The following is a 25,284-nucleotide window of genomic DNA, read 5'->3' as shown; positions in this document are numbered from 1 at the left end:
CCTATCCGATGGGCATGTGATCGGAGAGGCTCGGCTATGGCGATGCGCCCGCGCAAGTGGTTGGAACGCAGGACACGCGAGGCGGCGGCGCGGCAATGGGCCGCCATGGCCGAGGATGTCGAATTCATGAGCCGGGGCCGCATCCGCGGCCTGACCGATGAGGCGCTGTCGCTGCGCTCCAGTCTGAACCGCTTCCTGATGCGCGGCGACCGCAAGGCCACGCTTTCGCGCGCGGCGCTGGCGGCGCTGCCTTTGCCGGGCGGCACGGATTGGCGCTGGCGCCCCGGTTTCATGGCCGGCAAGATCACCCCGCGCGGCATCGCCGCCCCGCAGTCGGGCACTCGCCTGGGCGACCGCGCCGCCGTCTGGCACGATTGCGCCGAACGGGCGCTGATCCTGGAACAGGTGCAAAACCCGCGCGCCACCGATCTGTCGCCCTATGGGCTGCGGCTGGAGGTGTTCGGCTTTTCGGGCAGCTTCCTGTCGCTCTCGATCGACCTGCCGGCCGAGGCGCTGGACGGGCTGACCAGGAACCATGTCCTGCGCCTGGAGGCCATGTTTCTGGTCGAGCGCCCGATCAACGTCTATGCCCGGCTCAACATCGGCCACGGCCCCAATACCGAAGAGATGCTGCAACTGCTGCGCGGGATGGAGGAGGGCCTGCAAAGTCAGCAGGTGGTCGAGTTCGACCTTGCCTATACCGAGATGAACGAGAAGCGGCTGGAAAAGATCTGGCTGGACCTGATCTTCGAGGCCCCGCGCATGTCCGCCGTCGAGACGCGTGAACTGTTCTTTTCCCGCCATTTGCGGGCGGATTTCTGATGGAGGACCGGATGGAGTTCGAATCCCTGGGGTTGAAGAGCGGCATCTGGCAGGGCGTGCTGCGGCGCGAGGTCGCGCCCGGCCGGCTGCTTCTGGTGCATCTGGGCAGCCGCGTGGCCGATGCCCGCGCCGCCGCGCAAGCGGATGGCTCGTGGCGTATCGCCGCCGCCATCCCCGCGCTCAAGCTTTCGGACGGGGTGCAGACCTTCCTGCTGCTGGAGGACCAGGGCGAGGGAACCGAGCAGCCCCAGCCCGGCGCGCTGCACCTGGCCAGCCTCAGCATCGTTGCGGGCGCGCCCCTGGAAGAGGACATGCGCGCCGAACTGGATCTGATCCGCAGCGAGCTTGATCTGCTCAAGAAGGAATTGCGCCGTCTGGCCTCGAACCGCGCGGGTTGATCCCGGTCCGCGTGCGTCCCGGCCCTTGCGTCCACCCGGATCAGCGGTCCCGGCCCATCCCTGCCTGGTTGTTCAGTCCCGCACCCAATAGGCGTAGCTGCCCATTTCGGCAAAGCCCATCCGGTCGTAAAGCGCCCGTGCCCCGGTATTCGCCCGGCTGACCGCCAGGCCCAGCCGGCTGGCGCCCTGTTCGGCCCCCCATTGCGCGGCGCTGCGCAGCATCCAGCCGGCAAGGCCGCGGCGGCGGAATTCCGGTGCGACCTCGATGGCGTGAATCATCGCCACCGGCCCGTCCAGCGCGACGAAGGCCGAGCCGGCGGCGCGATCCTCGATCCGGGCCAGGATCGAGGTCTTGGCCAGGGCCACGCGCGGCATGACCGCCTGCCGGGCCGGGCCGATATTGCCCGCCGCCCAAAGATCGGTCTGGATCGCCAGCGGCGGCCAGATGCGGAAGGTCCCCATGCGCGGCACCGCTTCCGAAAGCCGGGCGCAGTCGATGGCCATGACGCTTGTGGGATTGGTGGGCGCATAGCCGCGCGCGGCCAGCGCCGCGCCAAGCCGGGCGTCCTGGTCCCAGACGCGGAACATCGGGCGCTGGTCCCAGCGGCGATGCGCCGCCTCGGCCTCGGCGATGCCCGCCTCGCTCCAATCCGGTCCCAGCGCAAGGCTTGAACTGACCCGTCCGCCCGCGCCAAGGCCCCGGCCGCTGCGAAAGCCGCCCGCCTCGAAGCTTTCGGCGGCGGGCCAACTGGTTTCGAATGCGCGGAAAAGATCGGGATCGCCGATCACAGACCCAGCCTTTGCTTCAGTGCCGCCATCGCTTCGGCGACGCGCGCGGCGTCAAGCCCGCGAACGACCAGATTGGTCCCCCAGCCCGATTGGTCCTGATAGGGATATGAGCCGAGCGACAGGTCGGGAAACGCCTCGGCCACGGATTTCAGATCCTCGGCCACTTCGCTTTCGCCCCGCCGCACCTCTACCGTCTGGCTTTGTGTCGGCCGCCCGCCCGGCAGGCGCGGGATCAGCCAGGCGACCATGGCGCGGAACACCTCGGGGACTCCGGCCATGACATGGGTATGGCCGATGGAAAAGCCCGGCGCGGCGGAAAAGGCATTGTCGATCAGCGTCGCGCCGACCGGGATGCGCGCCATGCGCAGCCGGTTCGGGGTCAGCTCCGTGCCCATCCGGTCGCAGCGCGCTTGCAGCAGCGCGCGAGCTTCGGGGTCGATCTGGACCGTGGTGCCATGGGCGTCGGCGACGGCATCGGCGGTGATGTCGTCATGCGTCGGCCCGATCCCGCCCGAGGTGAAGACCAGATCATAGGCCCCGCCCAGGCTTTTGTCGAAGGCACGCAGGGCGGCCACGATCTGGGCATGGTCGTCGGCGACCACGCGGATTTCGCGCAGGTCGAAGCCGGTGGCGGACAGCACGCCCGCCAGGTGATGGGCATTACCCTCGCGGGTGCGGCCGGACAGGATCTCGTCCCCGATGACCAGGATGGAGGCGGTGGGATTGTCGGATTGCATGGCTGGCTCTCCTGGCGGCGCTCGGTGATGGTGCGGGGGCAGGCCCCCGCGCGGATGTCGGGCGAAGATATATGCCCTTCCGCGGGACTGGAACAAGTGGCGTTCCGGGGCTATCTGTGAGGACGAGCAAAGATGAGGACCCGATGAACGACGCACGCCAGACCCGCGAGGGTATCCGTATCCACGAACCGCAGGATTTCGCGGGGATGCGCGCGGCGGGCCGCGTCGCCGCGCAGATCCTGGACGAGGTCGGGCCGCTGGTCGTGCCGGGCGTGACCACGGCGGCGCTGGACGATTTCATCGGGGGCCGCGTGACCGAGCTTGGCACCGTCAGCGCCACGATCGGCTATCGCGGCTATCGGCATGCCAGTTGCATCAGCGTCAATCATGTCGTCTGCCACGGCATTCCCGGCGACAAGATCCTGGCCGAGGGCGATATCCTCAACATCGACGTGACGGTGATCCTGGACGGCTGGTATGGCGACAGTTCGCGCATGTATGTCGCGGGCAAGCCCAATGTGAAGGCGCGCCGGCTGATCCAGGTCACGCATGACGCGCTGATGAGGGGGATCGAGGCCGTCCGCCCCGGCGCCACCTTCGGCGATATCGGCTGGGCGATCCAGTCCCATGTCGAGGGCAATCGCATGTCGGTGGTGCGCGATTTCTGCGGCCACGGCCTGGGCCGCACCTTCCACGCGCCGCCGAACGTGCTGCATTTCGGTCGCCCCGGCAAGGGCCCCGTCCTTGAGGAGGGCATGTTCTTCACCATCGAGCCGATGGTGAACCTGGGCCGCCCAGAGACCAAGGTGCTGGCCGATGACTGGACCGCCGTGACCCGCGACAAGTCGCTTTCAGCCCAGTTCGAGCATTCGATCGGGGTGACCGCCGACGGGGCCGAGATCTTTACCCTTTCCCCCGCCGGCTGCTTCTATCCCGAGACGGACTGACACAGGCCGGTCCTTTCAAGGTCCGCGCGGCTTGCCGGCGATCCGCGCGGTCAGGGTTTGCGGATCGTCTCGCCCGGCAGGAAGGTGGGGGACAGGGCCACGACGCCGTTCTCGGGGGGCTGCTCCTTGCCGGCGACGATACGCGCCGCGCGCCGCCCGATGTCGATGCGCCGGGCATCCGTGGTGGTCAGCCGCATCGGCAGCCCGTCCAGAAGCTCGACCCCGTTGAAGCCGGCAAGGCCCAGTTGGCCGGGGATGTCATAGCCCCGCTCAAGGCACCACAAAAGCCCGCCCGCGCCGATCATGTCGTTCGAGAAATAAAGGAAATCCAGACCGGGCTCGCGCGTCAGGATGCGCTCGGTCAGTTCGCGGCCTTTATGCAGCGACGAGCCGCCCTGGTAATATTCGCGCGCGGCAAGCTGGATGCCCTCCTGGCCCAGCCGCTCCTCGAAGCCGGCGAGCCGTTTGCGGGCGCGGTGATCCTCGGGCATGTGGGTGCCGATGAAGCCGATGCGGCGATAGCCCGCCCTCAGGATTTCCTCGGCCATCTCGATCCCGGCCCGGCGATGCGAGATTCCGACCGAAGTGTCGATGGGCTCGCCGTCTATATCCATGATCTCGACGACCGGCAGCCCGGCATTGTCCAGCATCGCCCGCGCCGCCTTGCTGTGTTCCAGCCCCGCCAGGATCACCCCCGAGGGGCGCCAGCTCAGCATGTCGTAAAGCACCACATCCTCGCGCGAGGGGCTGTAGTTCGTGACCCCCACCACGGGTTGCAGCCCGGTATCGTCCAATTCGGCCGAGATCCCGCCCAGCACGTCGGGAAAGACCATGTTCGACAGGGACGGGATCACCACCGCGACCAGGTTCACCCGTTGGCTGGCCAGCCCCCCCGCGATCTTGTTCGGCACATAGCCCAGCGTGCGCGCCGCCGTCAGCACCTTCTCGCGCGTGGCCGCCGACACGTCGCCCCGGTTGCGCAGCACCCGGCTGACGGTCATCTCCGAGACGCCTGAAGCTTCGGAGACATCGCGCAGGGTCAGTGGACGGCGGGGCTTATTCGTGTTCATGACCATTCCCGGACGCAATGATATGACCGTTAGCAATTCTGCGCCTTCGCGGCAAGCATGGCCATGTTTACCTGCCCTCAGTTGTGAGAGCGGAGCGGATGCGGCTTCTTGCCAATGTCCTTGCGGCAGGGCAAAAGGGTGCCGTGGCCCCGTGGCTCAACTGGATAGAGCAGCCCCCTCCTAAGGGGCAGGTTACAGGTTCAAGTCCTGTCGGGGTCACCACCATATAAAAATATTGTTTTATAGTAAATAATTAGCGCATCGGTTTTCATTCTGGGCCTTGGCGGGTTCCAATTTCTGTTCCTGATCCGTGCCAGACAGGATGCGCTTGCGGTCCGCCGCCTTGCTGTATCCTTGGACCTCGGACAGGCTTTCGTGGCCGGTCCAGGTGGCGATCTGATGTGATGTCGCGCCCGCCTCGGCTAGCGCCATAGCGCGGGATTTCCTCAAGCCATGGCCTGATTTCTCGGCAATCCCGGCCGCCGTCGCCGCTTCGGCGAACCAGCTACTGAAGGCTTTCTCCGAGCGCGGCTTGGCGTGGTTGAAGCCTGCGGCCCTCGTGTTCTGTGGAAGATCGACCTTTACGACGAACAATATACGTTCGGTGCAAGCATCCCCGAGAGTCCGGAAAAAACCCGCTGCGTCCTGACCATGCTGCTGCCGTCCGAATACTGAACAGGTCAGCCCCCGCGCCCCGTGCGGGGGCTTTATCAACCCAGCTCCGCGACAACGAGAATCGACACGAGGCTTGCCATGGCTATTGGGAAAGAAGGGCTGTAGCCGTGCCATCTGCGTGTCCGTCAGCCAGAAAAGGTTGCTCATCAGTCCTCTCCTTGCGGAGCCTGAATCACACCGAAAGTGGAAGATCAATGGGTCCTGACCCTGGTAGGAGCCTTTGAAACGGGCGAAGATGCCTTAATCCGCAAAGCTCTCGCGAATGTTGCGCGAGCGCGCGGCATGGCCGCCGTCGCAGCCGATGCGGACCTGTCGCGTCAGTCGATTTACAAAAGCCTGTCCGAGAAGGGCGCCCCGAAATTTTCGACCCTCAAGAACATCCTTGATGCTCTTGGCATGGAGTTCACCGTAAAACTGAAAGATGCGAAGGCCGCATGATGCCGCGCCTTTATCATCGCGCCTATCTGGCCGGGCACGCCGGCCAACAGCCGTTCGATCTTGCATAGCTTGTGGCCCTGCTCAGGAAATGCAATTTATCCTGACAGACTCAAACAAAATGAGAACAAATATTTACCGAAAAGCAGGCCTGATCGCCCAAATGGGTTCTTCGCGGACGAAGCGGTCATGCGCCAATAGCAGAGACTCGTCGCGAAAGAGCTTCGCGTTGCTTCGGGTCCAGATAAGTTCCCTGTCTTTCTATGATCGCGGCCAGTTGAGGGCCTATCGCGACTTCAGGAATCGGCAGAAATTCAAACTGGCGAAACCATGGGCCATTCCAAGGCGGCGAGCGGAATGTAGTGAGAGCCACCGTGTCAAAGCCATCCTTAGCCGCGCCCACCAGAAACCTTTCCAGGAGTTTCTTGCCAATGCCCATGCCCTTGGCTTCAGGTTGCGTAGAAATATTATCCAAGAACAAAAGGTTATCGACAGGCTTCGACAGAGCGTAGCCCAGAATCCCGCCCTCGCTTTCTGCGACCCATCCTGACCCCGACTCGAACCGTTCAAGCGCGACGGGCGGCGTATCTGCAACATGTGCGAGTATTAGGAATAGTCCGGTATCTCTCTCGGGCTTCGGCAGAAATACGTTGCAGGATCGGAGCGTCACCCAAGAAAAGCGGGCGTATAATGGCTTCCCGGAACATGGGGGCTGTCGGATAGGGATCATCTGTGGAGACACTACCGGGGCGGAGCGACCGTCCACAATGGGCTCAAAGCGTCGATGATCTGATCTGGCTGGAACGCCGTTCGGGTCAGAAATCTGACGGAAAGCCAGAAATCTCTGACAGGTGACAAATTGATTTAATGGCGGACCCGGAGCGATTCGAACGCCCGACCCCCAGATTCGTAGTCTGGTGCTCTATCCAGCTGAGCTACGGGTCCGCTGTGAGGCCGTTATCTAGAGGCACCGCCGGGGGGGCGCAAGGGCGAAAATGAAGTTTTTCGCCCTTGCCGCGGGAAACTTCGCAAAGCTTTCATTTCGCTGCGAATTCCTGTGCGAAAAGCGCGGTGGAAAGCTCGCGCGGCAGATGCAGGCGGAATTGCGTGCCTTCGGCGTCGCTGCGCAGAAGTTCAAGCCGGCCGCCATGATTGCGCACCAGATCGGCGGCGATGGCGAGGCCCAGGCCGGTCCCGCCCTTGCGCGAGCCGCCCGAGAAGGGCTGGAACAGATAGTCCCGCGCCTTTTGCGGCAGGCCGGGGCCGGTATCGCCGACCCGGATGAACCATTCGTGCTCATCCTCGCCGGCGCCGATCTCGATGGTGCCGGGCTGGCGGGTGGCTTCGATGGCCTGGCGGGCGTTGCGCGCCAGGTTCGACAGCACGCGGAAAAGCTGGTCGCGGTCGGCGCGGATCATCATGCCGGCGGGAATGTCGGTCAGGAACTCGATCATGCCCGGCTGCGGGCCGCTTTCGGCGGCCAGGGCCTCGGCCTCGGTCACTTCGGTCACCAGCGCGGCCAGGTTGAAGCGCGAAAGCGAGGGCGCCGGTTCCTCGGCCTTGCCGAAGGCCAGCGTCGTCTCGCAGAGGTTCACCGCCCGGCTGATCGAGTTCACCAGCTTCGGCGCGGCGCGGCGCACGGCCGGATCCTCGCTGGTCTCAAGCCGGTCGGCGAAGATCTGCGCGGTGGTCAGCACGTTGCGCAGGTCGTGGCTGATCCGCGCCACGGCCTGGCCCAGTTGCGCCAGTCGCGCCTGCTGCTTCAGCGACGAGGTGACGGTGCGCTGCATCGCCGCCAGCGCCGTCTCGGCCTCGTGCAACTCGGTCAGCCGCGCGGTCGGGACGATGATCGCGCGCGCATCCTCGGGCGCGCTGGCATAGGCGCTCATGTGGCTGATCACGCGCCGGATCGGCACCAGCAGCAGGCGCAGCGCCGCAATGTTCAGCAGCAGCGCCGTCAGGACCGAGAAGGCCGCCGAGATAAGCAGAAGCCGCAGCCCGTAATCGATCATCTCGGTGCGCAGCCGCGCGGTGTCCATGGTGATCTCGATCAACTGGCCTGCCTGGTTCACCGGCGCGCCGATCACCCGGATCACCCGGTTCTGGCGGTCGGCAAGCTGTGCCAGCGCGTCATGGGCCGAGGTCAGGAAACGCTGGTCGCGCAGGTCGTAGGTCTCGGCGATGGGGCCGGGGATGGGCGAGGACAGCACAAGCTGGCGCACGTCGTTGCGACGCAGCACGACGTTGAACACCCCGGCATTGTCCAGCAACTCGGATTCCAGGTCCGAGGCGATGGATTCATCCGTCGCCAGCAGCGCGAGGCTTGCGATCTGCGCGCGTTCCAGCCGCGATTCCAGATAGTCCAGACGATAGTTCGCCAATGAGGGCAGCAGGATCAGAATTTCGGCCAGAAGCACGAAGATCCCTGTCAGAAGCGCGAATCGCCCAGAGAGCGTATTCAGGGACATGTCGACCTTTGTATTCCACCTAGTTTGCGGCGCCTTGCAGCCCACATAATCCTTTGGCGCCCGCAGTTCAAACCTGCGTGACCGCATATGGGTTCCTGCAAGCCGGTCGGCGGCGCGAAAGTCACAGGAAAAGCATGCCGGGCCGTCTGGGACAGTTGACTCGCGCAGGAGGGGCGACTATGCAGCGGGCCTCGAATGACCGGCGCGTCTTGCGTGGGCTCCTTGCCCATACCCTGGCCCGCCCTGACCCGGAGTTACAAGATGTCGAAACGCACCTTCCAGCCGTCGAACCTCGTTCGCGCCCGCCGTCACGGCTTCCGCGCCCGGATGGCGACCAAAGGCGGCCGTCGCGTGCTGAACGCGCGTCGCGCCAAGGGCCGCAAATCCCTCAGCGCATAAGGCTTGGGGCCGAAAGGCCGCAGGCGAAAGCGATGAGCAGAGCAGCCGAAGCCGCCGCCGCTGGCCCGGATGATCCCGAAGGGGTGCCGGGCAGGGCGGCTTCAGGCGTTTCCAGCGCCGCCGGATTTTCTACCTTGCGCCAACGCGCGGATTTCCTGCGCGCGGCCTCGGCCCGGCGGCAGGGGGCGGGCAGCTTCCTGCTGCAAGCCCGCAGGCGCGCCGAAGGCGAGGCCGCGGGGGTGCGGCTGGGCTTCACCTGCTCGAAGAAGATCGGCAATGCCGTCGCCCGCAACCGTGCCAAGCGCCGCTTGCGTGCCTTGGCGCGCGAGGTGATGCCGGGTCTGGCGCATGAGGGTTGGGATTATGTCCTGGTCGGCCGCCCCGGCGCCACCATCGAGCGCGATTTCGCCGGGATGAAGCGCGACCTCGTGCAGGCCTTGGCCCGCATCCATGACGAGTCGCGCGCATGACCCCCCTGGCTCGGGTCATCGCCCTGCCGGTCCGGGCTTATCGCCTGATCGCCAGTCCCTGGGTCGGGCATGGCTGTCGGTTTCAGCCGACCTGCTCGGCCTATGCGCTTGAAGCGTTGGAGAGGCACGGGCCATTGCGCGGCACCTGGCTGGGCGCGCGGCGGATCTGCCGCTGCCACCCCTGGGGCGGGCATGGCTTTGATCCGGTCCCGCCCAGGGACTGACGGGGCGCCCCAATCCATGATATGACCGCGCAAGCAGCGCAGACAGGACAGGCCATGCGGGACGAAATCGACAGCCCTGACGATTCCACCGACGAGATCCACCCGCTGTTTCGCGGCGCCCCCTCATCGACCGAGTTTCGCAAGTTGCGCAAGCGCCTTGTGCGCGAGACCCGCGCCGCCATCGAGACCTATGACATGATCCGCCCCGGCGAACGCTGGCTGGTCTGCCTTTCTGGCGGCAAGGACAGCTATACGCTGCTGGCCGTGCTGCATGAGCTGAAATGGCGCGGGCTGTTGCCGGTCGAGCTTCTGGCCTGCAATCTCGACCAGGGCCAGCCGGGTTTTCCCGCGACCGTGCTGCCCGAATTCCTGACCGAGCGGCAGGTGGCGCATCGGATCGAATATCAGGACACTTATTCCATCGTGAAGGAAAAGGTGCCCGCGGGACGGACCTATTGCGCGCTGTGCTCGCGGCTGCGGCGGGGCAATCTGTATCGCATCGCCCGCGAAGAGGGCTGCCGCGCCGTGGTCCTGGGCCATCACCGCGACGACATCCTTGAGACCTTCTTCATGAACCTGTTCCATGGCGGCCGGCTGGCCTCGATGCCGCCGAAGCTGCTGAACGAAGAGGGCGATCTGAACGTGCTGCGTCCGTTGGCCTTCGTCGCCGAGGCGGATTGCGACCGTTTCGCGCGCGCGATGAACTATCCGGTGATTCCCTGCGATCTTTGCGGCAGTCAGGAGGGCTTGCAGCGCATGCAGGTCAAGAAGCTGCTGGACGAATGGGAGACCCGCTCGCCCGGCCGCCGTCAGGTCATGTTCCGGGCGCTGATGAATGTCCGCCCCTCGCATCTGCCGGATCCGAAGCTGTTCGACTTCACCAGTCTTGATCCCGATGCGAAGGATTTTAGCGAAAATTCCGCTGCGGATGTGCCGATTCTGCGCGAACATTAACTGACCGAACACCCTCCTGCCTTAGCGTCCGGGTCAGGCAAACGGATTCGGATCGGAATGATGGCAAAGGGAATCGCGGCAAGGCTGAACGGGCTGATCTGGGGCAAGGGCGCCGCCGCGCGGGCGCGGCCCAAGGCAGTCGTTCTGCTGCGGCTGGAAAATGCGGGCATCCTGCGGGCCTCGCTGGGTCCGGCGATGATCGAACGGATGCTTCAGGAGATTTCGCTGCGGCTGACGGCGGAACTGCGCTTTCTGCCGCAAGGCCGCGCGCCCGGCGCGGTCGAGCTTTGCGGGATGCTGGCCGACCGCCGCACCGGCTCTCTGCCCGGTCATCTGGCGCGGCTGGGGACGATCTGCCGGGCCAGCCTGGATCTGGGCGAAATCCGCGTGATCCCGGTGGTCAACGCCGTCATCGTCAGCGACGAGACCGGGGACAGGGACGTGGCAGCGCTTTACGCTTTCGGCCGCGAGGCGCTGGCCTCGTGCAGCCCGCTGCTGCCTTCGGGCCAGGTCCGCTTCGTGGAATTCCCCGTCACGCCCGGCGAGGCGGTTGGCACGGCCGAACCGCATTTCTCGCCCGATCAGATCCATGCGGGCTTCCTGCCGCAGACCTGCTGCGATACCGGCCGACTTGTCGCGTTGCGTGCCGTGGCCAGGGTCGCGCATCCTGTTCTGGGCCTGCTTGAGCTTGAGGATTTCCGCGCCCGGCTTTCCGACGAGGCGCTGGCGGCCGCTTCGCTGAGCCTGCTGCGCCAAAGCCTTGAGGCGCTGCGGGGCTGGGACAGGCTGGGCCGCGCCGTGCCTTTCGTGACCTTGCCCCTGATGGATCGCGAATTGGCCGATCCGGCGCAGGCCGATGCCATCCTGTGGGAGCTTGACCGCCAGAACCTGCCCGCGAACCGTCTTGAGATCGAGATCTGCGAGCCGATCGGGCGCGAAGCCGGGCGGATGCCCGCGACCGCGAACCTGCGGCGGCTTGCGCAGGCGGGATGCCGCATCGCCATGGGCAATTTCGGCGCGGGCAGCGCGGGGCTGGACGATCTGCGCAGCTTCGGTGTTTCGCGCGTGCGGATCGACCGCAGCTTCGTCGCCGGCTGCGACCACCGCCCCGACCAGCAACGCATGATCCTGGCGATCTTGGCTCTGGCCGAGCATCTGCGGCTGGAAATTCTGGGCGATGGTGTCCTGACCAACGAGGAGCGCTCGTTCCTGTCGCAGATCGGCTTCAACGCGGTGCAGGGCAAGGCGGTCTCGGAACTGCTGGATGCGGCGCAGGTCGATCAATACCTGCTGGACGTGGAGCAGTCGCTGCCGCCGCTCTATAGCCTCAGGCGCGGTGCCTGAAACCGATGCCGCATGCCGTCTTTTGGTGAACGAGTGGCATGGGTCGGCGCAATGCGTTGGTGTCGTATCGAGTATCGAGTATCGAGTATCGAGTATCGGCGATGGCATGGCCAGCACCGATCAGCCTGTCGATCAGCCTCATTGATCTGTGGGCTGTCGGTCCGATGACTGGGGGTGATGACGAGCAGGCCCCGCGGGCGGCGCGCAGCCTCAACCGCATGGTTCCGGTCGGCGATCCGTCGTGGGACCGCGAGACGGCTTGAGCGCCCCTTTTTTGCGAGGCTGTATCGGCATGGGCCTTGGGGATCATGGTGTCGGCGAGCATGTTCCAAACTTGCGATCGGCGCTCAACCCCGTTGAACGGCGCTGCCAGACCCCGGTTCGCGACCCGTGCCGAACCGGGTGTAGACGCTTTTCCCACGGTTTGGTTTCGATTCCTTGATTTCAGTGCTTGGTTTTGGCGCTTGGTTTCGGTGCTTGGTTTTGGCGGCGGATCGCGCCGGGGCGAAGCGTCCCGCGCCAACCATGGCACCGCGTCGATGAACAGCCGGCTGTCATCTTGTCGTGGCACCGATCCATGCCTTGCCGGGCGGAAGCGGTCAGATCCGTGCCCATTGCTTCTTCGGTTAGGGTCCGCCTGCCCAAGCTTGCCTCTGTTCGGGATCCTGAGGTGGAAATGGGCGGATAGGGGAAACCTGGAATGAAGACGCCCCCTGGGCGCCAGGCGATTCTTTGTCGCGGCATGATCTGTGCAGGGGAGGGGGCAGATGGCATGGGATTCTTGGCAGCCTTGCCGAGGATCGGCGGAAGCGGACTGGGAGCTGGCGCGCGGTGTCGATGATGCGGCGGGCTGTCCCGGCCCGGTTGGCGGTCGGGTCCTTGAAACGCGGTGCAGGTCGTCTGCGGCGGGGGCGCTGCCGGGGGTTTCACACCCCCGGACCCCCGTGGGATATTTGGGCAAGAAAGAATGAGGGGGCGGGCACGGCATCGCGATTGCGGCAGCCCTGGTCTGGTGGAGAGGCCCGCGTCGAGAAGAGGCTGGCGCATAGCGTTTTTGCAGGGCATGCGCGGGAAGAGGGCCGGACCGGCGCGGGGGATCGGAGCATGCAGGCGGCGTCAGGGGACGGCCTGGATCTGAACGGCGCGTTTTAAGCCCGTCCGCGCGGAGCGGGGTGTCCATGATCGCCACGCCAGCCCGTGACTGGAAACCGCCCATGCGAGAGGGGGGCGATTTCCGTGGTCCTGGGAAGGCGGGGATCCCAGCGTCGTGGGGCGGCGGGACGCTTGGTCCGGGGCGATCTGGGCCTTTGCGGCCAAATTCCCTTGACCTTTGGCGGGCGCTTCTGTTGAAGCGGCGCGAACCCCACCCCGAACCCCATGGGGTCCCAAGACGACAAAGGGCAGGTCCGGCATGGAAGACAACAACCGCAACCTCATTCTGGCGATGGTGCTTTCGGCCCTCGTCATCCTTGTCTGGTCCGTCTTCCTCGCGCCCGAGCCGGTCCCGCCGGCCCCGGAAACCGCGCAGGGCCAGACGGTCGATGGCCAGCCCGCGACCCCGGCGGCGACAGGGGCGTCGCAGGGCGCGGCACCGGCCCTGGCCGATGCGGCCAGCGCAGATCCTTCGGCGGCGGCGCAGCGTCTGACCATCGAATCGCCCTCGCTCAAGGGGTCGATCTCGCTTGCCGGGGGGCGGATCGACGATCTGGAACTGACCGGATACCATGAGACGCTGGACGATAGCTCGCCCTATGTCCGCCTGCTGTCGCCCACGACGCAGACCGAACTCAAGGCCGACGGTTCGCCCGTAGCGCCCGGCGGCAACCTGACGGCGGTGCCGCAAAAGCCCTATTACGCGGTCTATGGCTGGATGCCGGCGGCGGGGACCGATCCGAAGCTGGTGCCGAATCCTGCCACCATCTGGCAGATCGAGTCGGGCGATGTGCTGTCGCCGGGCAAGCCCGTCACGCTGCGCTGGGACAATGGCGCGGGCCAGATCTTCCGCCGCACCTATGCGCTGGACACGAAATTCCTGTTCACCGTGACCCAATCGCTGGAAAATACTGGCGCCGCGCCCTTCGCTGCCGCGCCCTATGGCATCTTGGCGCGCCACGGCAAACCCGACACGCAGAATTTCTTCGTCCTGCACGAGGGCGCCGTCGGCATGACCGACGGAAAGCTTCTGGAAGAAAAATACAAGAAGATGACCGAGCTTAGCCCCAACGGGGCCGAGGGGCCGGCGCAACTGATCGAGGTCAAGGAAAACGGCTGGATCGGGTTCACCGACAAATATTGGATGACGACGCTGGCGCCGGCGCCCGGCCAGCCCTTCACGGCGGTGGTGAAATACGCCCCCGGCGCCGACATCTACCAGACCGAGACCCGCATGCCCGTCCAGACCGTCGCCCCAGGCGCGACCGGCACCAGCGCCAGCTATCTGTTCGCCGGCGCCAAGGTCTGGGAGACGATCCGCGACTATCAGCGCGATCCGGGCATCCAGGGCTTTGTCGATTCGATCGACTGGGGGTGGTTCTATTTCCTGACCAAGCCGATCTTCCAGCTTCTGCATTGGCTGCACGGCTTCATCGGGAATATGGGCTGGTCGATCATCGCTCTGACCTTCATCCTGAAGCTGCTGGTCTTTCCGCTGGCGCGCAAATCCTACATCTCGATGGCCAAGATGAAGGAAATGCAGCCGCAGATGGAGGCGATCAAGGAGCGCACCGGCGACGACCGGATGAAATACCAAAAAGAGGTCATGGAGCTTTACAAGCGCGAGAAGGTGAACCCCGCCGCGGGCTGCCTTCCGGTGCTGTTGCAGGTGCCGATCTTCTTCTCGCTCTACAAGGTGATCTTCGTCACCATCGAGTTGCGGCACGCGCCCTGGATCGGCTGGATCCATGACCTTTCCGCGCCCGATCCGACCAGCCTGTGGAACCTGTTCGGGCTTCTGCCCTGGGCCACGCCCGGCGCGGGCAGCCTTCTGCACAGCTTCACCCTGCCGATCCTGGCGATTATCCTGGGCATCTCGATGTGGATGCAGCAGAAGCTGAACCCGGCCCCCGCCGACCCGGCGCAGAAGATGATCTTTGCCTGGATGCCCTGGATCTTCATGTTCATGCTTGGGGGGTTCGCCTCGGGGCTGGTGCTGTATTGGATCACCAACAACACCATCACCATCATCCAGCAGTATACGATCATGTCGATGCATGGCCACCGCCCGGATTTCTTCGGCAATATCAAGTCCAGCCTGCCCTCGCGCGCCAAGCAGGACGCCGCCAAGGCCGAGGTCAAGTCCGACCGCAAGGGCAAGAAGTGACCGCGCGGATCGCCCGGATCCGCCGCCACCCGATCAAGTCGATCGGGGGCGAGGATTTGCCGCGAAGCCCGCTTGAGGCGGCGCGGCGGCTTCCGGGCGATCGGCTTTGGGCGGTGTTGACCGAAGGGGGCGAGCGTCACGCGGGCGATGGTCCCCGGCCTGGGCGCTGGCTGCCCAAGTCCTGCTTCATGCGCGGCGCGGCCTCGGCCGCGCTGCAAGCCGTTCAGGGCGGCTGGGGCGAGGGGGCACCGCAAGGCCCGATCACCCTGACCCATCCCGACCTGCCCGCCTTGTCCTTCGATCCCGAAACCGAAGGGCAGCGCCTGATCGACTGGCTGGCGCCGCTTTGGCCCAAGGACAAGCCCGCGCCGACGCGGCTGGTGCAAGGGCCGACCGGCTGGACCGATGTGAACCAGCCCTGGCTTTCGATCCTGTCGCTGTCCAGCCTGGCCGATCTGGAAACCCGCCTGGGCCGTCCCTTGGGCATCGAGCGCTGGCGCGGCAATGTCTGGGTCGAGGGCTGGGCACCCTATGCCGAGCGTGATCTGATCGGCCGGACCCTGTTTCTGGGCGGGGCCGAGCTTCGCGTGACCCAAACCATCGGGCGCTGCCCCGCGACCAGCGCCGATACCGCAACCGGCCATCTGGACAGCGACATGCCCGAGGCGCTGCGCCAGCAATTCGGCCATTCCGATTTCGGCATCTATGCCGAGGTCGTCACCGGGGGCGAGATCGCCCTGAAGGACGAGATCCGCGCATGAAAGTCAAATTTCCCCTGGCCCCCGAACCCGATCAGGAAACCGCCGAAGCCGCGCGCAAGCTGTTCGCCGGCCCGGTCGATTTCCTGAAGGGCGTCGTCGCCATGGATGGGCTGCCCCCCGCCGACCGCCCCGAGGTCTGCTTCGCCGGCCGCTCGAACGTGGGAAAGTCCAGCCTGATCAACGCGCTGACCGGGCGGCACGGCCTGGCGCGGGCCTCGAATACGCCGGGCCGCACCCAGGAGATCAACTATTTCAAGCTGGGCGAGCAGTCGTTTCTGGTCGATCTGCCGGGCTATGGCTTCGCCAAGGCGCCGGTCGCTGTGGTCGCGAAATGGCAGGCGCTGCTGAAAAGCTATCTTTCGGGGCGCCCGACCCTGCGCCGCGCCTTCGCGTTGATCGACGCGCGCCATGGCGTCAAGGATGTCGATCACGAAATCATGAAGTTGCTGGACCGCGCCGCCGTGCCCTTCCAGGTGGTGCTGACCAAGACCGACAAGATCGGCAGGCAGGCGCTGGTCGAAACCATCGCCCAGGTCGAGGATGCGCTGCAAAAGCACCCGGCCGCCTATCCCGAACTGATCGCGACCAGCTCGGACAAGGGCGAAGGCATCGCCACCTTGCGGGCCATCATCGCGGGACTTGAATAACCCGCGAGCGCGAAGGCCGGGACTGGACCTTGCGCGGATGTGGTCCTAGGGTCCGTGCCGTGAACAGGGGCCTCTGATGAGAAAGCAGAACATGAACCGTGACTGGATCGCCACCGCTCGCACCCTTTCGGAGGCGCTGCCCTATATGCAGCGATATTCCGGGGCCGTGGTCGTGGTGAAGTTCGGCGGTAACGCGATGGGCGACGACGAGGCCATGGCTGAATTCGCCCGCGACATCGTGCTGATGCGGCAGGTGGGGATCCACCCGGTCGTGGTCCATGGCGGCGGCCCGATGATCAACGAACTGTTGGCGAAGCTGGGCATCGAAAGCCGTTTCGTGCGCGGCAAGCGCGTCACCACCCGCGAGGCGGTCGAGGTGGTCGAGATGGTGCTGTCGGGCCTGGTCAACAAGCGTATCGTCCAGGCGATCAACGACGCCGGCGGCCGGGCCGTGGGCATTTCGGGCAAGGATGACGACCTGATGGTCTGCGAACCCGACGACCCCGAACTGGGCTTCGTCGGTCGCCCGGTCGAGATGAACGTGCAGATCATCCGCGACCTTTATAATGCCGGGCTGATCCCGGTGATCGCCCCGGTCGCCACGGGCATGGAGGATAACGAGACCTTCAACGTCAATGGCGACACCGCCGCCGGCGCCATCGCCGGGGCGCTGAAGGCCGATCGACTGCTGCTGTTGACCGATGTTTCGGGCGTCAAGAACGCGGCGGGCGAGGTGATGACCGCGATGAACCCCGAACAGGTTCGGGCGATGATCGCGGATGGCACCATTGCTGGCGGCATGATTCCCAAGACCGAAACCGCGCTGAAGGCGGTCGATGAGGGTGTGCGCGCCGTGGTCATCCTGGACGGGCGGGTCCCCAATGCCTGCCTGCTTGAGCTTTTCACCGAGCATGGCGCCGGCTCTTTGATTCGTGCGACCAAGCCGGGGGCTAAGCCGCGCGGGCTGCGCCAGGGCGGGGGCGGGTTGTAATCCCCTGAAAACGAGAGCTTGCCGCGCTTGGGAAAGCTGTGGCAGGTTCGGTGGCAGCTCCCCTGGCTCTCTTTGAAGGCCCTTTGAATGACCACTCTTGGACACTGCCGGCTGATTCTGACCCGCCATGCCAAATCCTCCTGGGACGATCCTGCCCAGGACGATCACGACCGGCCGCTGAACCAACGCGGGCGTCGCTCGGCGCGGGCGCTTGGCGATTGGCTTGCCAGCCGTGGTTATGAGCCGGAAGAGGTGCTGTGCTCGACCGCGAAGCGCACCCGCGAGACCTGGGAGCGCGTGGCGCTTGCCCCCCTGGAGGTGCGCCCGCGTCTGCGATTCGAGCCGGCGCTTTATCAGGCCACGGCCGAGACGATGCTGGGCATCCTGCGCACAGCTCATGCGCCGACGGTGATGATGTTGGGCCACAATCCGGGGATCGCGCAATTCGCGGCGATGCTGCCTGCCCGCGTCCCGGTCGATCCAGATTTCCGCCGCTATCCCACCGCCGCCACTCTGGTCGTGGACTTCCAGACCGACGACTGGGCCAATGTGACGCCGGGCCAGGGCAGCGTGCTGGATTTCGTCCGAATCGACGGCCGGGACTGACCCCAGGGGCGGTTGAACGGGAAGCGCGGCTGACCGGGTGCCCACGCTCTGGACAGTTGCCGGCCGAGGCCGCAATCTTGACCCGTGCAGATCCAAGATCGAGACCGAATGTGAGACATTTCCTGTCGCGCCTGGCCAGGCCCTGGTCCAATCTCCGCCACCGCGAATTGCTGGCCGCCATCGCCACCTTGCGCGAAGAGGCAGGCCGGGCGGATGAGCGGATCTTGCGCCTGGAGGAGCAATTGCGCCAAGGCGTGGCCGAGATCGCGCAGGGTCAGGACCACGACCGGCAGCGGCTGCTGGAATTGCGCGATCTGGCGCGGGTCATGCAGACCGAAAGGCGCGACCGCGACGGCCATATCGACCATTACTTGCCGGGGCGGCGCTACGAATCCTTCGACCTGGGCTTTTTCTCGCGCATTCAGGCGGCGCAGGCTTCGGCCGAGTATTTCAACCGCCATCTGTTCGACAAGCCGGTCTTTCCGACCTCGGAGGCGCTGATCCTGCATTGCCTGGGACTTCTGGGCAGCCGGATCAGCCTGCCGCTGGAATTCGGCGTCTTCAGCGGCCGCACGGTCAACCTGATCGCGGATGCGGTCGGCCCGGATGTGATCGTCTACGGCTTCGACAGTTTCGAGGGGCTGCCCGAGGCATGGCGCTCGGATTTCCGCGAGGGGCATTTCGCCCGGCCCGACCTGCCCGAGGTCCGCGCCAATGTCCGCCTGATCAAGGGCTGGTTCGACGAGACCCTGCCCGCCTTCCGCAGCGATGTGATCGGCGAGGGCCTGGTCAATTTCGTTCACATGGATTGCGATCTGTATTCCTCGACCGCGACGGTTCTTGCCGAGCTTGAGGCGCATCTGGCGCCCGATGCCATCGTGGTCTTCGACGAGTTCTTCAACTATCCCGGCTGGGAACGGCACGAGGTCAGGGCCTTCGACGAATTCCTGGCGCGAAGCGGCCGGCGCTTCGAATTCATCGGCTGCGTGCCCATCCACCAGCAGGTGGCGATCCGTTTCCTGCCCTAAAGGAAAGGGCGGCCCTTGGGCCGCCCTTTCGGATCAAAGCCCCGGCGCGGGCGTGATGTGCCAGATGTCCTTCATATAGCCTTGGATCGTGCGGTCGGACGAGAAGAAGCCCGAGCGCGCGATGTTCAGCGCGGCCATCCGGTCCCAGCCGGCAGTGTCGCGATAGGCCCGGTCCACCTTGCGCTGGCAGGTATAGTAATCCTCGAAATCCGAGGCGACCAGGAAAGGATCGTCGTTCCAGGTCCGGTCCAGGACCGAGAACCAATGCTCCGCCCGCCCGAAACGCCCCTCGGCGATCAGTTGAAGCGCGATCTTCATGTTCTCGCTTTTCTCGATCGCGGCGCGGGCATGGCCGGGCTTGGCCTTTTCGGCGGCGGCCTCCTCGGCGGTCAGGCCGAACAGGAAGAAATTCTCGGCGCCGACCAATTCGCGGATCTCGACATTGGCGCCGTCCAGCGTGCCGATGGTCAGGGCACCGTTCATGGTGAATTTCATGTTGCCGGTGCCCGACGCCTCTTTGCCCGCGGTCGAGATCTGTTCGGACAGGTCCGCCGCCGGGATCAGCTTTTCGGCCATCGAGACGTTGTAATTCGCCGGATAGGCGATTTGCAGATATTTCGAGGTGACGGGATCGTTGTTGATCGCCGCCGCCACGTCGTTGATCAGGTGGATCACCGATTTCGCCAGCCAATAGCCCGGCGCCGCCTTGCCGCCGAAGATCTTCAGGCGCGGCGTCCAATCGGCGTTCGGGCTTTCATGGATGCTGTGCCAAAGCGCGATGGTTTCCAGGATGTTCAGAAGCTGGCGCTTGTATTCGTGCATGCGTTTGACCTGCACGTCGAACAGCGCATCCGGGTCGGCCTTGATGCCGATATCGGCCATCAGCCCATTCGACAGCGCGACCTTGTTCTGGCGCTTGGCGGCGCGCAGCTTGGCCAGGAAGGTGGGATCCGTGGCGTGGGGTTCCAGCTTGGTCAACTGGTCCAGGTCGCCGGTCCAGCCGTCGCCGATGGTCGCGTCCAGAAGCTTCGCCAGCGGCGGGTTCGCCATGCGCAGCCAGCGGCGGGGGGTCACGCCGTTGGTCTGGTTGACGATGCGGTCCGGGTGCAGCTTGTGCAGGTCCGAGAAAACGGTCGAGCGGACCAGATCCGTATGCAGCGCCGAGACGCCGTTGACCTTGCCCGCCATGATGAAGGCCAGTTCCCCCATCAGCACCTGATCGTGCTGGAAGATGCTGACCCCGGCCGGGCGGTTGGTCGTGGCGCGATGCTCGGCGTCGATCATCTCGATGATTTGCAGGTGCCGCGGCAGGACATGGCCCATCAGCCAGACCGACCAGCGCTCCAGCGCCTCGGGCAGCAGGGTGTGGTTGGTATAGTTCAGCGTTGCCCGCGCGATCTTCAGCGCCTCGGCGAAGCCATAGCGATGCTCGTCCATCAGCAGGCGGATCAGTTCCGGCCCGGCGATGGCGGGGTGGGTGTCGTTAAGCTGGATCGCGACCTTTTCTGGCAGCAGGTCCAGGTTCTCGCCATGCTCGGTCACGAAGCGGCGGATAATGTCCTGAAGCGCGGCCGAGGTCAGGAAATACTCCTGTTTCAGCCGCAACTCCTTGCCCTGCTCGGTCGTGTCGTCGGGATAGAGGACGCGCGACAGGGTCCGGGCCAGGGCTTCGGGCTTGGCCGCTTCGGCGTGGTCGCCGGCGTTGAAGCGGTGCAGGTCGAACAGATTCGTCGGCTGCGCGCCCCAAAGCCGCAGCGTATTGGCCCATTTGCCCTTCCAGCCGATGACCGGGGTGTCATAGGCGCGCGCGATCACGCTTTCGCCGGGATGCCAGACCGCACCCTCGGCGGTGTCTTCGACATGGCCCTTGAAGCCGATCTCATAGCTGTAATCGATGCGGGCGAATTCCCAGGGATGGGGCTGGTTCAGCCAGTCCTCGGGCGCCTCGACCTGTTGACCGCCCTCGAACCGCTGGCGAAACAGGCCATGCTCATAGCGGATGCCATAGCCAAAGGCCGGCACGCCCAGGCTGGAGAGCGATTCCATGAAGCAGGCGGCCAGGCGGCCAAGGCCGCCATTCCCCAGCGCGGCGTCCGGTTCGTCGCCCAGGATCTGGTCCTTGTCGAGGCCCAGCTTGTCCAGCGCCTCTTCCACCTGCTGGTCCAGGCCCAGATTGATGATCGCATCGCCCAGGATGCGGCCGATCAGGAACTCCATCGACAGGTAATAGACCCGCTTCAGCCCCAGATCGCGGGCGCTGCGGTGCTTTTTCATCCAGGGCGTCACGATCAGATCGCGGATGGTATAGCTGATCGCCAGGCGCCAGTCGAAGATCGTGGCGAATTCCGGGCCGCGCCCTTGGGTGAACGTCAGGTGGTGCAGGATCTGGTCAAGCACGGTCTGCGTCGAGGGAAGCTGGGTCAATGCAATGCCTCTTCGGCTGAAATCATGGGAAGTGAACGCCTGGCGACGGTCGACCGCTTTCCTCTGGACCCTGGGCCAAGGGGAAGCGGTCGACCGTCGCCGCCTTCCAGTTGCCATTATTTAAGCAGGATGGAAAGATGCCCGAAATCGCGGCGGGTGGCGGTTGTTGCCGGAATGCCGGATTTTGGCCTATGGTGGCGGGCTGTGCCGGCTTTTCGGGCGAGGGCTATTCCGGCAGGGTAAAGGCCACCACGCTTTCCGCCGCGATCATCTCGCTGCGGCCGGCAAGCTGGTCCACCACGCCGTGGCGGCTGGTATCGAACTGTCGCCGCCAGCGGGTCCGTCCCGGCGTGCTGGGCAGGCGCACCTGGGTCTCGGGTCCGGCATTCAGCACCAGGAAGACCGCGCCGTGCAGCGCCGCATAGCCTGGCGTTCCCGAGGCCATGCGCATCTCGGCCGCGAGCAGGCGCAGATCGGGATCGACCCAATCCGCGGCCTCCATCGGATGGCCGTCGGCACGGCGCCAGAAAAGATCGGGAATGCCGTCCTCGTCCCGGTTCAGGCTGTGCAGGAACCGCTTTTGCCGCAGGATCGGATGGGTGCGGCGGAAGGCGATGACGCGGCGGCAGAAATCCAGGAAATCGGGATCGGCCTGGTCCCAGTCGATCCAGCCGATGGGATTGTCCTGGCAATAGGCGTTGTTGTTGCCCTGCTGGCTGTTGCCCAGTTCGTCCCCGCCCAGAATCATCGGCGTGCCCTGTGACAGAAGCAGCGTCGCCATCAGGTTGCGGCGGCGGCGGGCGCGATGGGCCAGGATCTCGGGGTCGTCGCTGGGGCCTTCGGCGCCGCAATTGTCCGAGATGTTGTGGTCATGGCCGTCGCGATTGCCCTCGCCATTGGCTTCATTGTGCTTGTGGCTGTAGCTGACCGCATCCATCAGCGTGAAGCCGTCATGCGACGAGATGAAGTTGACCGAGGCCGTCGCCGCCCGTCCGTCATGGTCAAAGCGCGCGGCCGAGCCGGCCAGCCGTTTGGCCAGCTTGCCGATCAATCCCCGGTCCCCGCGCCAGAAGCCGCGGATCTGGTCGCGGAAACGGTCGTTCCATTCGGCGAAGGGCGCCGGGTAGGAGCCTAGCTGATAGCCGCCATCGCCCAGATCCCAGGGTTCGGCGATCAGTTTGACACGGTTCAGGACCGGGTCCTGCCGCACGGCGCGGAAGAACGAGCCTTCGCGGTCGAACACCCCGCGCGAGCGGCCCAGCACCGAACAGAGGTCGAAGCGGAAGCCGTCCACATGCATCACCTCGACCCAGTAGCGCAGGCTGTCCATCACCATGCGCAGCGCGAAGGGATGATCCAGATCCAGCACGTTTCCGGTGCCCGCGTCGTTGACGTAATAGCGTGGATCCTCGGCAAGGCGATAGTATGAGGCATTGTCGATGCCGCGCAGGTTCAGCGTCGGGCCAAGCTCGTTGCCTTCGGCGGTGTGGTTATAGACCACATCCAGAATCACCTCGATCCCGGCCTGGTGAAAGCGCGAGACCATCTGTTGAAACTCGGCGATCTCGCCGTCGCGCATATAGCGCGGCTCGGGCGCGAAGAAGCCATAGGACATATAGCCCCAGTAATTGCGCAGCCGCTTCTCGACCAGAAAGGCGTCGTCGATGAAGGCATGGACAGGCAAAAGCTCGATCGCGGTGACGCCGAGCCTGTTCAAATGCTCAAGGATCGGGTCCGAGGCCGCCGCCAGATAGGTGCCGCGATCCAGGATGTCGCGCCGGCCCGCAGTCAGGCCCTTCACATGCGCCTCGTAGATGACGCTGTCGATCAGCGGAATCTGGGGCGGGTGGTCGGTGCCCCACGAAAAGCTGGGATCGACCACGACAGAACGGGGCATATAGGGCGCGCTGTCGCGGGGGTCGAAGCTGAGATCGGCCAGCGGATCGCTGCTGCGATAGCCGCAGATTGCCGGATGCTGGATCGGCGTGCCCGTCAGCCGCTTGGCATAGGGATCCATCAGCAGCTTGTTATGGTTGAAGCGATGTCCCTGTTGCGGCGCATAGGGGCCATGGACACGGTAGCCATAGCGATGGCCGGGGCGCAGGCCGGGGACATAGCCATGCCAGACATGGCCGTCGCGCTCGGGCAGATCCAGGCGCAGCTCGGTGCCCTTGCCGTCGAACAGGCAAAGCTGCACCCGCGTGGCGTGCTGCGAGAACAGGGCGAAATTCACGCCGGCCCCATCGAAAGTCGCCCCCAGGGGCGCGGGGTGTCCGGCGGTGATCAGAGGATGAAGGGTCATTCCGGGGCGGTCAGCCTGTCATAGAGTTGCGCATAGGCCAGTGCCGACTGGCTCCACCCCACGGGTTGGGCCATGGCGTTGCGCTGCAAACGGGACCAGGTTTTGCCGTCGCTGTGAAGCTTGCAAAGCGTGACCAGGGCATTGCGCAGTGCCTCGGCGGTGATGGGCGCGAATTGCACGCCTGTCGCCACATTTCGCGTCAGCGCGGCGGGCGAGGCGTTGATCACCGTATCGGCCAGCCCGCCGGTCAGCGCGACCAGCGGGACGGTGCCGTAGCGCAGCGCGTAAAGCTGCGTCAGGCCGCATGGCTCGAACCGCGAGGGGACCAGGATCGCATCCGCCCCGGCCATCATGCGATGGGACAGCGCCTCGTCATAGCCGATGCGGACCGAGACCTGGGGGTGATGGGCGGCCAGATCGCGGAACGCCTGTTCCAGTCCCCGGTCGCCCGCACCCAGAAGCGCAAGCTGCCCGCCCCGGTCCAGAAGCTCGGGCAGGGCTTCAAGCACCAGGTCCAGCCCCTTCTGATGCGTCATCCGCGAGATGATGACGCAAAGCGGGCCGGGCGCTTCGGGCAGGCCGAATTCAGCGCGCAGGGCGGCCTTGTTGGCGCGCTTGCCCTGGGGCGTCTGATAGGGGGTGATCTGGGGATCGGTCGCGGGGTTCCAGACCTGATCGTCGATGCCGTTCAGGATGCCAGTCAGCGCGTCGCGGCGGTCGCGCATCACCCCGTCCAGGCCCATGCCGAAATCGGGCGTCATCAGTTCCTCGGCATAGCGCGACGAGACGGTTGTTAGCGCGTCCGCCCCGATCAGCCCGGCCTTGAGCGCCGAGACCGCGCCCCAATATTCGTAGCCGCCGCTGTGGAAGCGGCCGGGGTCCAGCCGCAGGCTCCAGATCCGCCCGGCATCGGTGATGCCGTGGAAGGCGATATTGTGGATGGTCAGCACGGTGCGGATGTCATGTCCGCCCAGGATGCGCAGATATTCCGTCATGAAACCGGCTTGCCAGTCATGGCCATGCAGCACCTGGGGCCGCCAGCCGCCCGCGCCATGGGTCGCCAGATGGGCGCCGACCCATGAAAGCGCCGCGAAACGTTCCGGATTGTCGGGCCAGTCATGCCCTTCGGGGGTCAGGTAGGGGCCGCCGGGCCGGGCATAAAGATGCGGTGCGTCGATCACCAGCAGGTCCAGCCCCGCCGCCGTGCCCGCCAGCACGCGTGCCGGGCCGCCGAAAAGGTCGTCGAAACGGGCCAGTTCCTGCGGCTCGGGAAGCGCGGCCATCACCGCCGGATAGCCGGGCAGCAATGTGCGCATCCGCACCCCGTGCTGGGCAAGCGCGCCGGGCAGGGCACCGGCGACATCGGCGAGCCCCCCGGTCTTGATCAGCGGCGCGCATTCCGAGGTGACCGAAAGAACCTGCATCAGGATCAATCCCGTGTTGTAAGCGGCAAGCCAAGGCCATGAAGCCGCGG

The 25,284-nt window shown here is 65.4% G+C and carries 25 protein-coding genes, 2 tRNA genes and 1 pseudogene; 17 read left to right on the top strand and 11 right to left on the bottom strand.

Annotated elements, in window-relative coordinates; all coding sequences use genetic code 11:
* Window positions 1-36: 36 nt before the first annotated feature.
* Window positions 37-822 carry a DUF6478 family protein gene (locus tag QM682_RS08250; RefSeq protein ID WP_415128618.1) on the top strand — a complete coding sequence of 262 codons (786 nt, stop codon included), beginning with the start codon at window positions 37-39 and terminating at the stop codon, window positions 820-822.
* Window positions 823-833: 11 nt separating this feature from the next.
* Window positions 834-1,220, top strand: coding sequence for a hypothetical protein (locus QM682_RS08245; RefSeq protein ID WP_415128616.1), 387 nt, complete (start codon window positions 834-836; stop codon window positions 1,218-1,220).
* Between the two features lie 72 nt (window positions 1,221-1,292).
* Here QM682_RS08245 and QM682_RS08240 read toward each other — a convergent pair whose 3' ends face one another.
* Window positions 1,293-2,009, bottom strand: coding sequence for a GNAT family N-acetyltransferase (locus QM682_RS08240; RefSeq protein WP_415128614.1), 717 nt, complete (start codon window positions 2,007-2,009; stop codon window positions 1,293-1,295).
* Complete coding sequence (locus QM682_RS08235) at window positions 2,006-2,746, bottom strand: competence/damage-inducible protein A (RefSeq protein WP_415128612.1); 741 nt, start codon at window positions 2,744-2,746, stop codon at window positions 2,006-2,008. Before QM682_RS08235 ends, QM682_RS08240 begins: the two co-directional genes overlap by 4 nt.
* A 143-nt stretch (window positions 2,747-2,889) precedes the next feature.
* Here QM682_RS08235 and map point away from each other — a divergent pair, with 143 nt between their 5' ends.
* On the top strand, window positions 2,890-3,693 hold the full coding sequence (gene map, locus QM682_RS08230; RefSeq protein WP_415128610.1) for a type I methionyl aminopeptidase: 804 nt from the start codon (window positions 2,890-2,892) through the stop codon (window positions 3,691-3,693).
* 50 nt (window positions 3,694-3,743) lie between these two features.
* Here the strand turns inward: map and QM682_RS08225 are convergent, their stop codons facing one another.
* Entirely contained in the window at window positions 3,744-4,763 is a 1,020-nt protein-coding gene (locus QM682_RS08225) for a LacI family DNA-binding transcriptional regulator (RefSeq protein ID WP_415128608.1), read from the bottom strand.
* A 145-nt stretch (window positions 4,764-4,908) separates the two neighbouring features.
* On the opposite strand from QM682_RS08225, the gene QM682_RS08220 reads away from it, so the two are divergent.
* A tRNA-Arg gene (locus tag QM682_RS08220) sits at window positions 4,909-4,985 on the top strand.
* A gap of 18 nt (window positions 4,986-5,003) precedes the next feature.
* On the opposite strand, the gene QM682_RS08215 is transcribed toward QM682_RS08220, so the two are convergent.
* On the bottom strand, window positions 5,004-5,357 hold the full coding sequence (locus QM682_RS08215) for a tyrosine-type recombinase/integrase (protein ID WP_415128743.1): 354 nt from the start codon (window positions 5,355-5,357) through the stop codon (window positions 5,004-5,006).
* On the opposite strand from QM682_RS08215, the gene QM682_RS08210 reads away from it, so the two are divergent.
* Complete coding sequence (locus QM682_RS08210) at window positions 5,301-5,438, top strand: DUF3768 domain-containing protein (protein ID WP_415128741.1); 138 nt, start codon at window positions 5,301-5,303, stop codon at window positions 5,436-5,438. The two genes, QM682_RS08215 and QM682_RS08210, sit on opposite strands and share 57 nt — an antisense overlap.
* 33 nt (window positions 5,439-5,471) lie before the next feature.
* Here QM682_RS08210 and QM682_RS08205 read toward each other — a convergent pair.
* Window positions 5,472-5,585 (bottom strand): annotated as a pseudogene (locus tag QM682_RS08205) (IS5/IS1182 family transposase); the annotation flags it as partial.
* A 36-nt stretch (window positions 5,586-5,621) separates the two neighbouring features.
* On the opposite strand from QM682_RS08205, the gene QM682_RS08200 reads away from it, so the two are divergent.
* Window positions 5,622-5,876 carry an addiction module antidote protein gene (locus QM682_RS08200; protein ID WP_415128606.1) on the top strand — a complete coding sequence of 85 codons (255 nt, stop codon included), beginning with the start codon at window positions 5,622-5,624 and terminating at the stop codon, window positions 5,874-5,876.
* Between the two features lie 184 nt (window positions 5,877-6,060).
* Here the strand turns inward: QM682_RS08200 and QM682_RS08195 are convergent, their stop codons facing one another.
* The 3 genes from QM682_RS08195 to QM682_RS08185 all read right to left on the bottom strand — a co-directional run bounded on the left by QM682_RS08195 (window position 6,061) and on the right by QM682_RS08185 (window position 8,341).
* Window positions 6,061-6,603, bottom strand: a complete 543-nt coding sequence (locus tag QM682_RS08195; protein ID WP_415128604.1) for a GNAT family N-acetyltransferase — start codon at window positions 6,601-6,603, stop codon at window positions 6,061-6,063.
* A gap of 138 nt (window positions 6,604-6,741) precedes the next feature.
* Window positions 6,742-6,818 (bottom strand) — tRNA-Arg (locus QM682_RS08190).
* A gap of 92 nt (window positions 6,819-6,910) precedes the next feature.
* The gene (locus QM682_RS08185) at window positions 6,911-8,341 is read right to left on the bottom strand and encodes a sensor histidine kinase (RefSeq protein ID WP_415128602.1); all 1,431 of its coding nucleotides are present in this window, start codon (window positions 8,339-8,341) and stop codon (window positions 6,911-6,913) included.
* A 261-nt stretch (window positions 8,342-8,602) separates the two neighbouring features.
* On the opposite strand from QM682_RS08185, the gene rpmH reads away from it, so the two are divergent.
* From rpmH to QM682_RS08130, 11 genes are all read left to right on the top strand, one after another.
* Entirely contained in the window at window positions 8,603-8,740 is a 138-nt protein-coding gene (gene rpmH, locus QM682_RS08180) for a 50S ribosomal protein L34 (RefSeq protein WP_036742148.1), read from the top strand.
* A gap of 32 nt (window positions 8,741-8,772) precedes the next feature.
* On the top strand, window positions 8,773-9,210 hold the full coding sequence (rnpA, locus tag QM682_RS08175) for a ribonuclease P protein component (protein WP_415128599.1): 438 nt from the start codon (window positions 8,773-8,775) through the stop codon (window positions 9,208-9,210).
* Window positions 9,207-9,434, top strand: coding sequence for a membrane protein insertion efficiency factor YidD (gene yidD / locus QM682_RS08170; RefSeq protein WP_415128597.1), 228 nt, complete (start codon window positions 9,207-9,209; stop codon window positions 9,432-9,434). Before rnpA ends, yidD begins: the two co-directional genes overlap by 4 nt.
* A 54-nt stretch (window positions 9,435-9,488) precedes the next feature.
* Window positions 9,489-10,388, top strand: coding sequence for a tRNA 2-thiocytidine(32) synthetase TtcA (gene ttcA, locus QM682_RS08165; protein ID WP_415128595.1), 900 nt, complete (start codon window positions 9,489-9,491; stop codon window positions 10,386-10,388).
* 60 nt (window positions 10,389-10,448) lie between these two features.
* Window positions 10,449-11,732 (top strand): EAL domain-containing protein, encoded by a 1,284-nt coding sequence (locus QM682_RS08160; RefSeq protein WP_415128593.1) that lies wholly within the window; start codon window positions 10,449-10,451, stop codon window positions 11,730-11,732.
* A 1,411-nt stretch (window positions 11,733-13,143) separates the two neighbouring features.
* Entirely contained in the window at window positions 13,144-15,051 is a 1,908-nt protein-coding gene (yidC, locus tag QM682_RS08155; RefSeq protein WP_415128591.1) for a membrane protein insertase YidC, read from the top strand.
* Window positions 15,048-15,812: an MOSC domain-containing protein gene (locus QM682_RS08150; protein WP_415128589.1), complete on the top strand. Its 765-nt coding sequence runs from the start codon at window positions 15,048-15,050 to the stop codon at window positions 15,810-15,812. The genes yidC and QM682_RS08150 overlap by 4 nt, the downstream gene beginning before the upstream one ends.
* Window positions 15,809-16,459: a ribosome biogenesis GTP-binding protein YihA/YsxC gene (gene yihA, locus QM682_RS08145; protein WP_415128587.1), complete on the top strand. Its 651-nt coding sequence runs from the start codon at window positions 15,809-15,811 to the stop codon at window positions 16,457-16,459. The genes QM682_RS08150 and yihA overlap by 4 nt, the downstream gene beginning before the upstream one ends.
* A 91-nt stretch (window positions 16,460-16,550) precedes the next feature.
* Entirely contained in the window at window positions 16,551-17,450 is a 900-nt protein-coding gene (gene argB, locus QM682_RS08140; RefSeq protein WP_415128739.1) for an acetylglutamate kinase, read from the top strand.
* Between the two features lie 87 nt (window positions 17,451-17,537).
* The gene (locus tag QM682_RS08135; RefSeq protein WP_415128585.1) at window positions 17,538-18,056 is read left to right on the top strand and encodes a SixA phosphatase family protein; all 519 of its coding nucleotides are present in this window, start codon (window positions 17,538-17,540) and stop codon (window positions 18,054-18,056) included.
* A gap of 110 nt (window positions 18,057-18,166) precedes the next feature.
* Entirely contained in the window at window positions 18,167-19,084 is a 918-nt protein-coding gene (locus QM682_RS08130; protein ID WP_415128583.1) for a class I SAM-dependent methyltransferase, read from the top strand.
* Between the two features lie 33 nt (window positions 19,085-19,117).
* Here the strand turns inward: QM682_RS08130 and QM682_RS08125 are convergent, their stop codons facing one another.
* From QM682_RS08125 to glgA, 3 genes are all read right to left on the bottom strand, one after another.
* A complete protein-coding gene (locus tag QM682_RS08125; protein WP_415128581.1) occupies window positions 19,118-21,508 on the bottom strand; it encodes a glycogen/starch/alpha-glucan phosphorylase in 2,391 nt (796 codons plus the stop codon).
* A gap of 226 nt (window positions 21,509-21,734) precedes the next feature.
* Entirely contained in the window at window positions 21,735-23,810 is a 2,076-nt protein-coding gene (gene glgX / locus QM682_RS08120) for a glycogen debranching protein GlgX (protein WP_415128579.1), read from the bottom strand.
* Window positions 23,807-25,237, bottom strand: coding sequence for a glycogen synthase GlgA (gene glgA / locus QM682_RS08115; protein WP_415128737.1), 1,431 nt, complete (start codon window positions 25,235-25,237; stop codon window positions 23,807-23,809). Before glgA ends, glgX begins: the two co-directional genes overlap by 4 nt.
* Window positions 25,238-25,284 lie beyond the last annotated feature (47 nt).

Origin of the sequence: Paracoccus sp. (in: a-proteobacteria), from assembly GCF_047605025.1 — a bacterium.
Lineage (GTDB): Bacteria > Pseudomonadota > Alphaproteobacteria > Rhodobacterales > Rhodobacteraceae > Paracoccus.
This window is presented reverse-complemented; position numbering and strand designations above follow the sequence as displayed.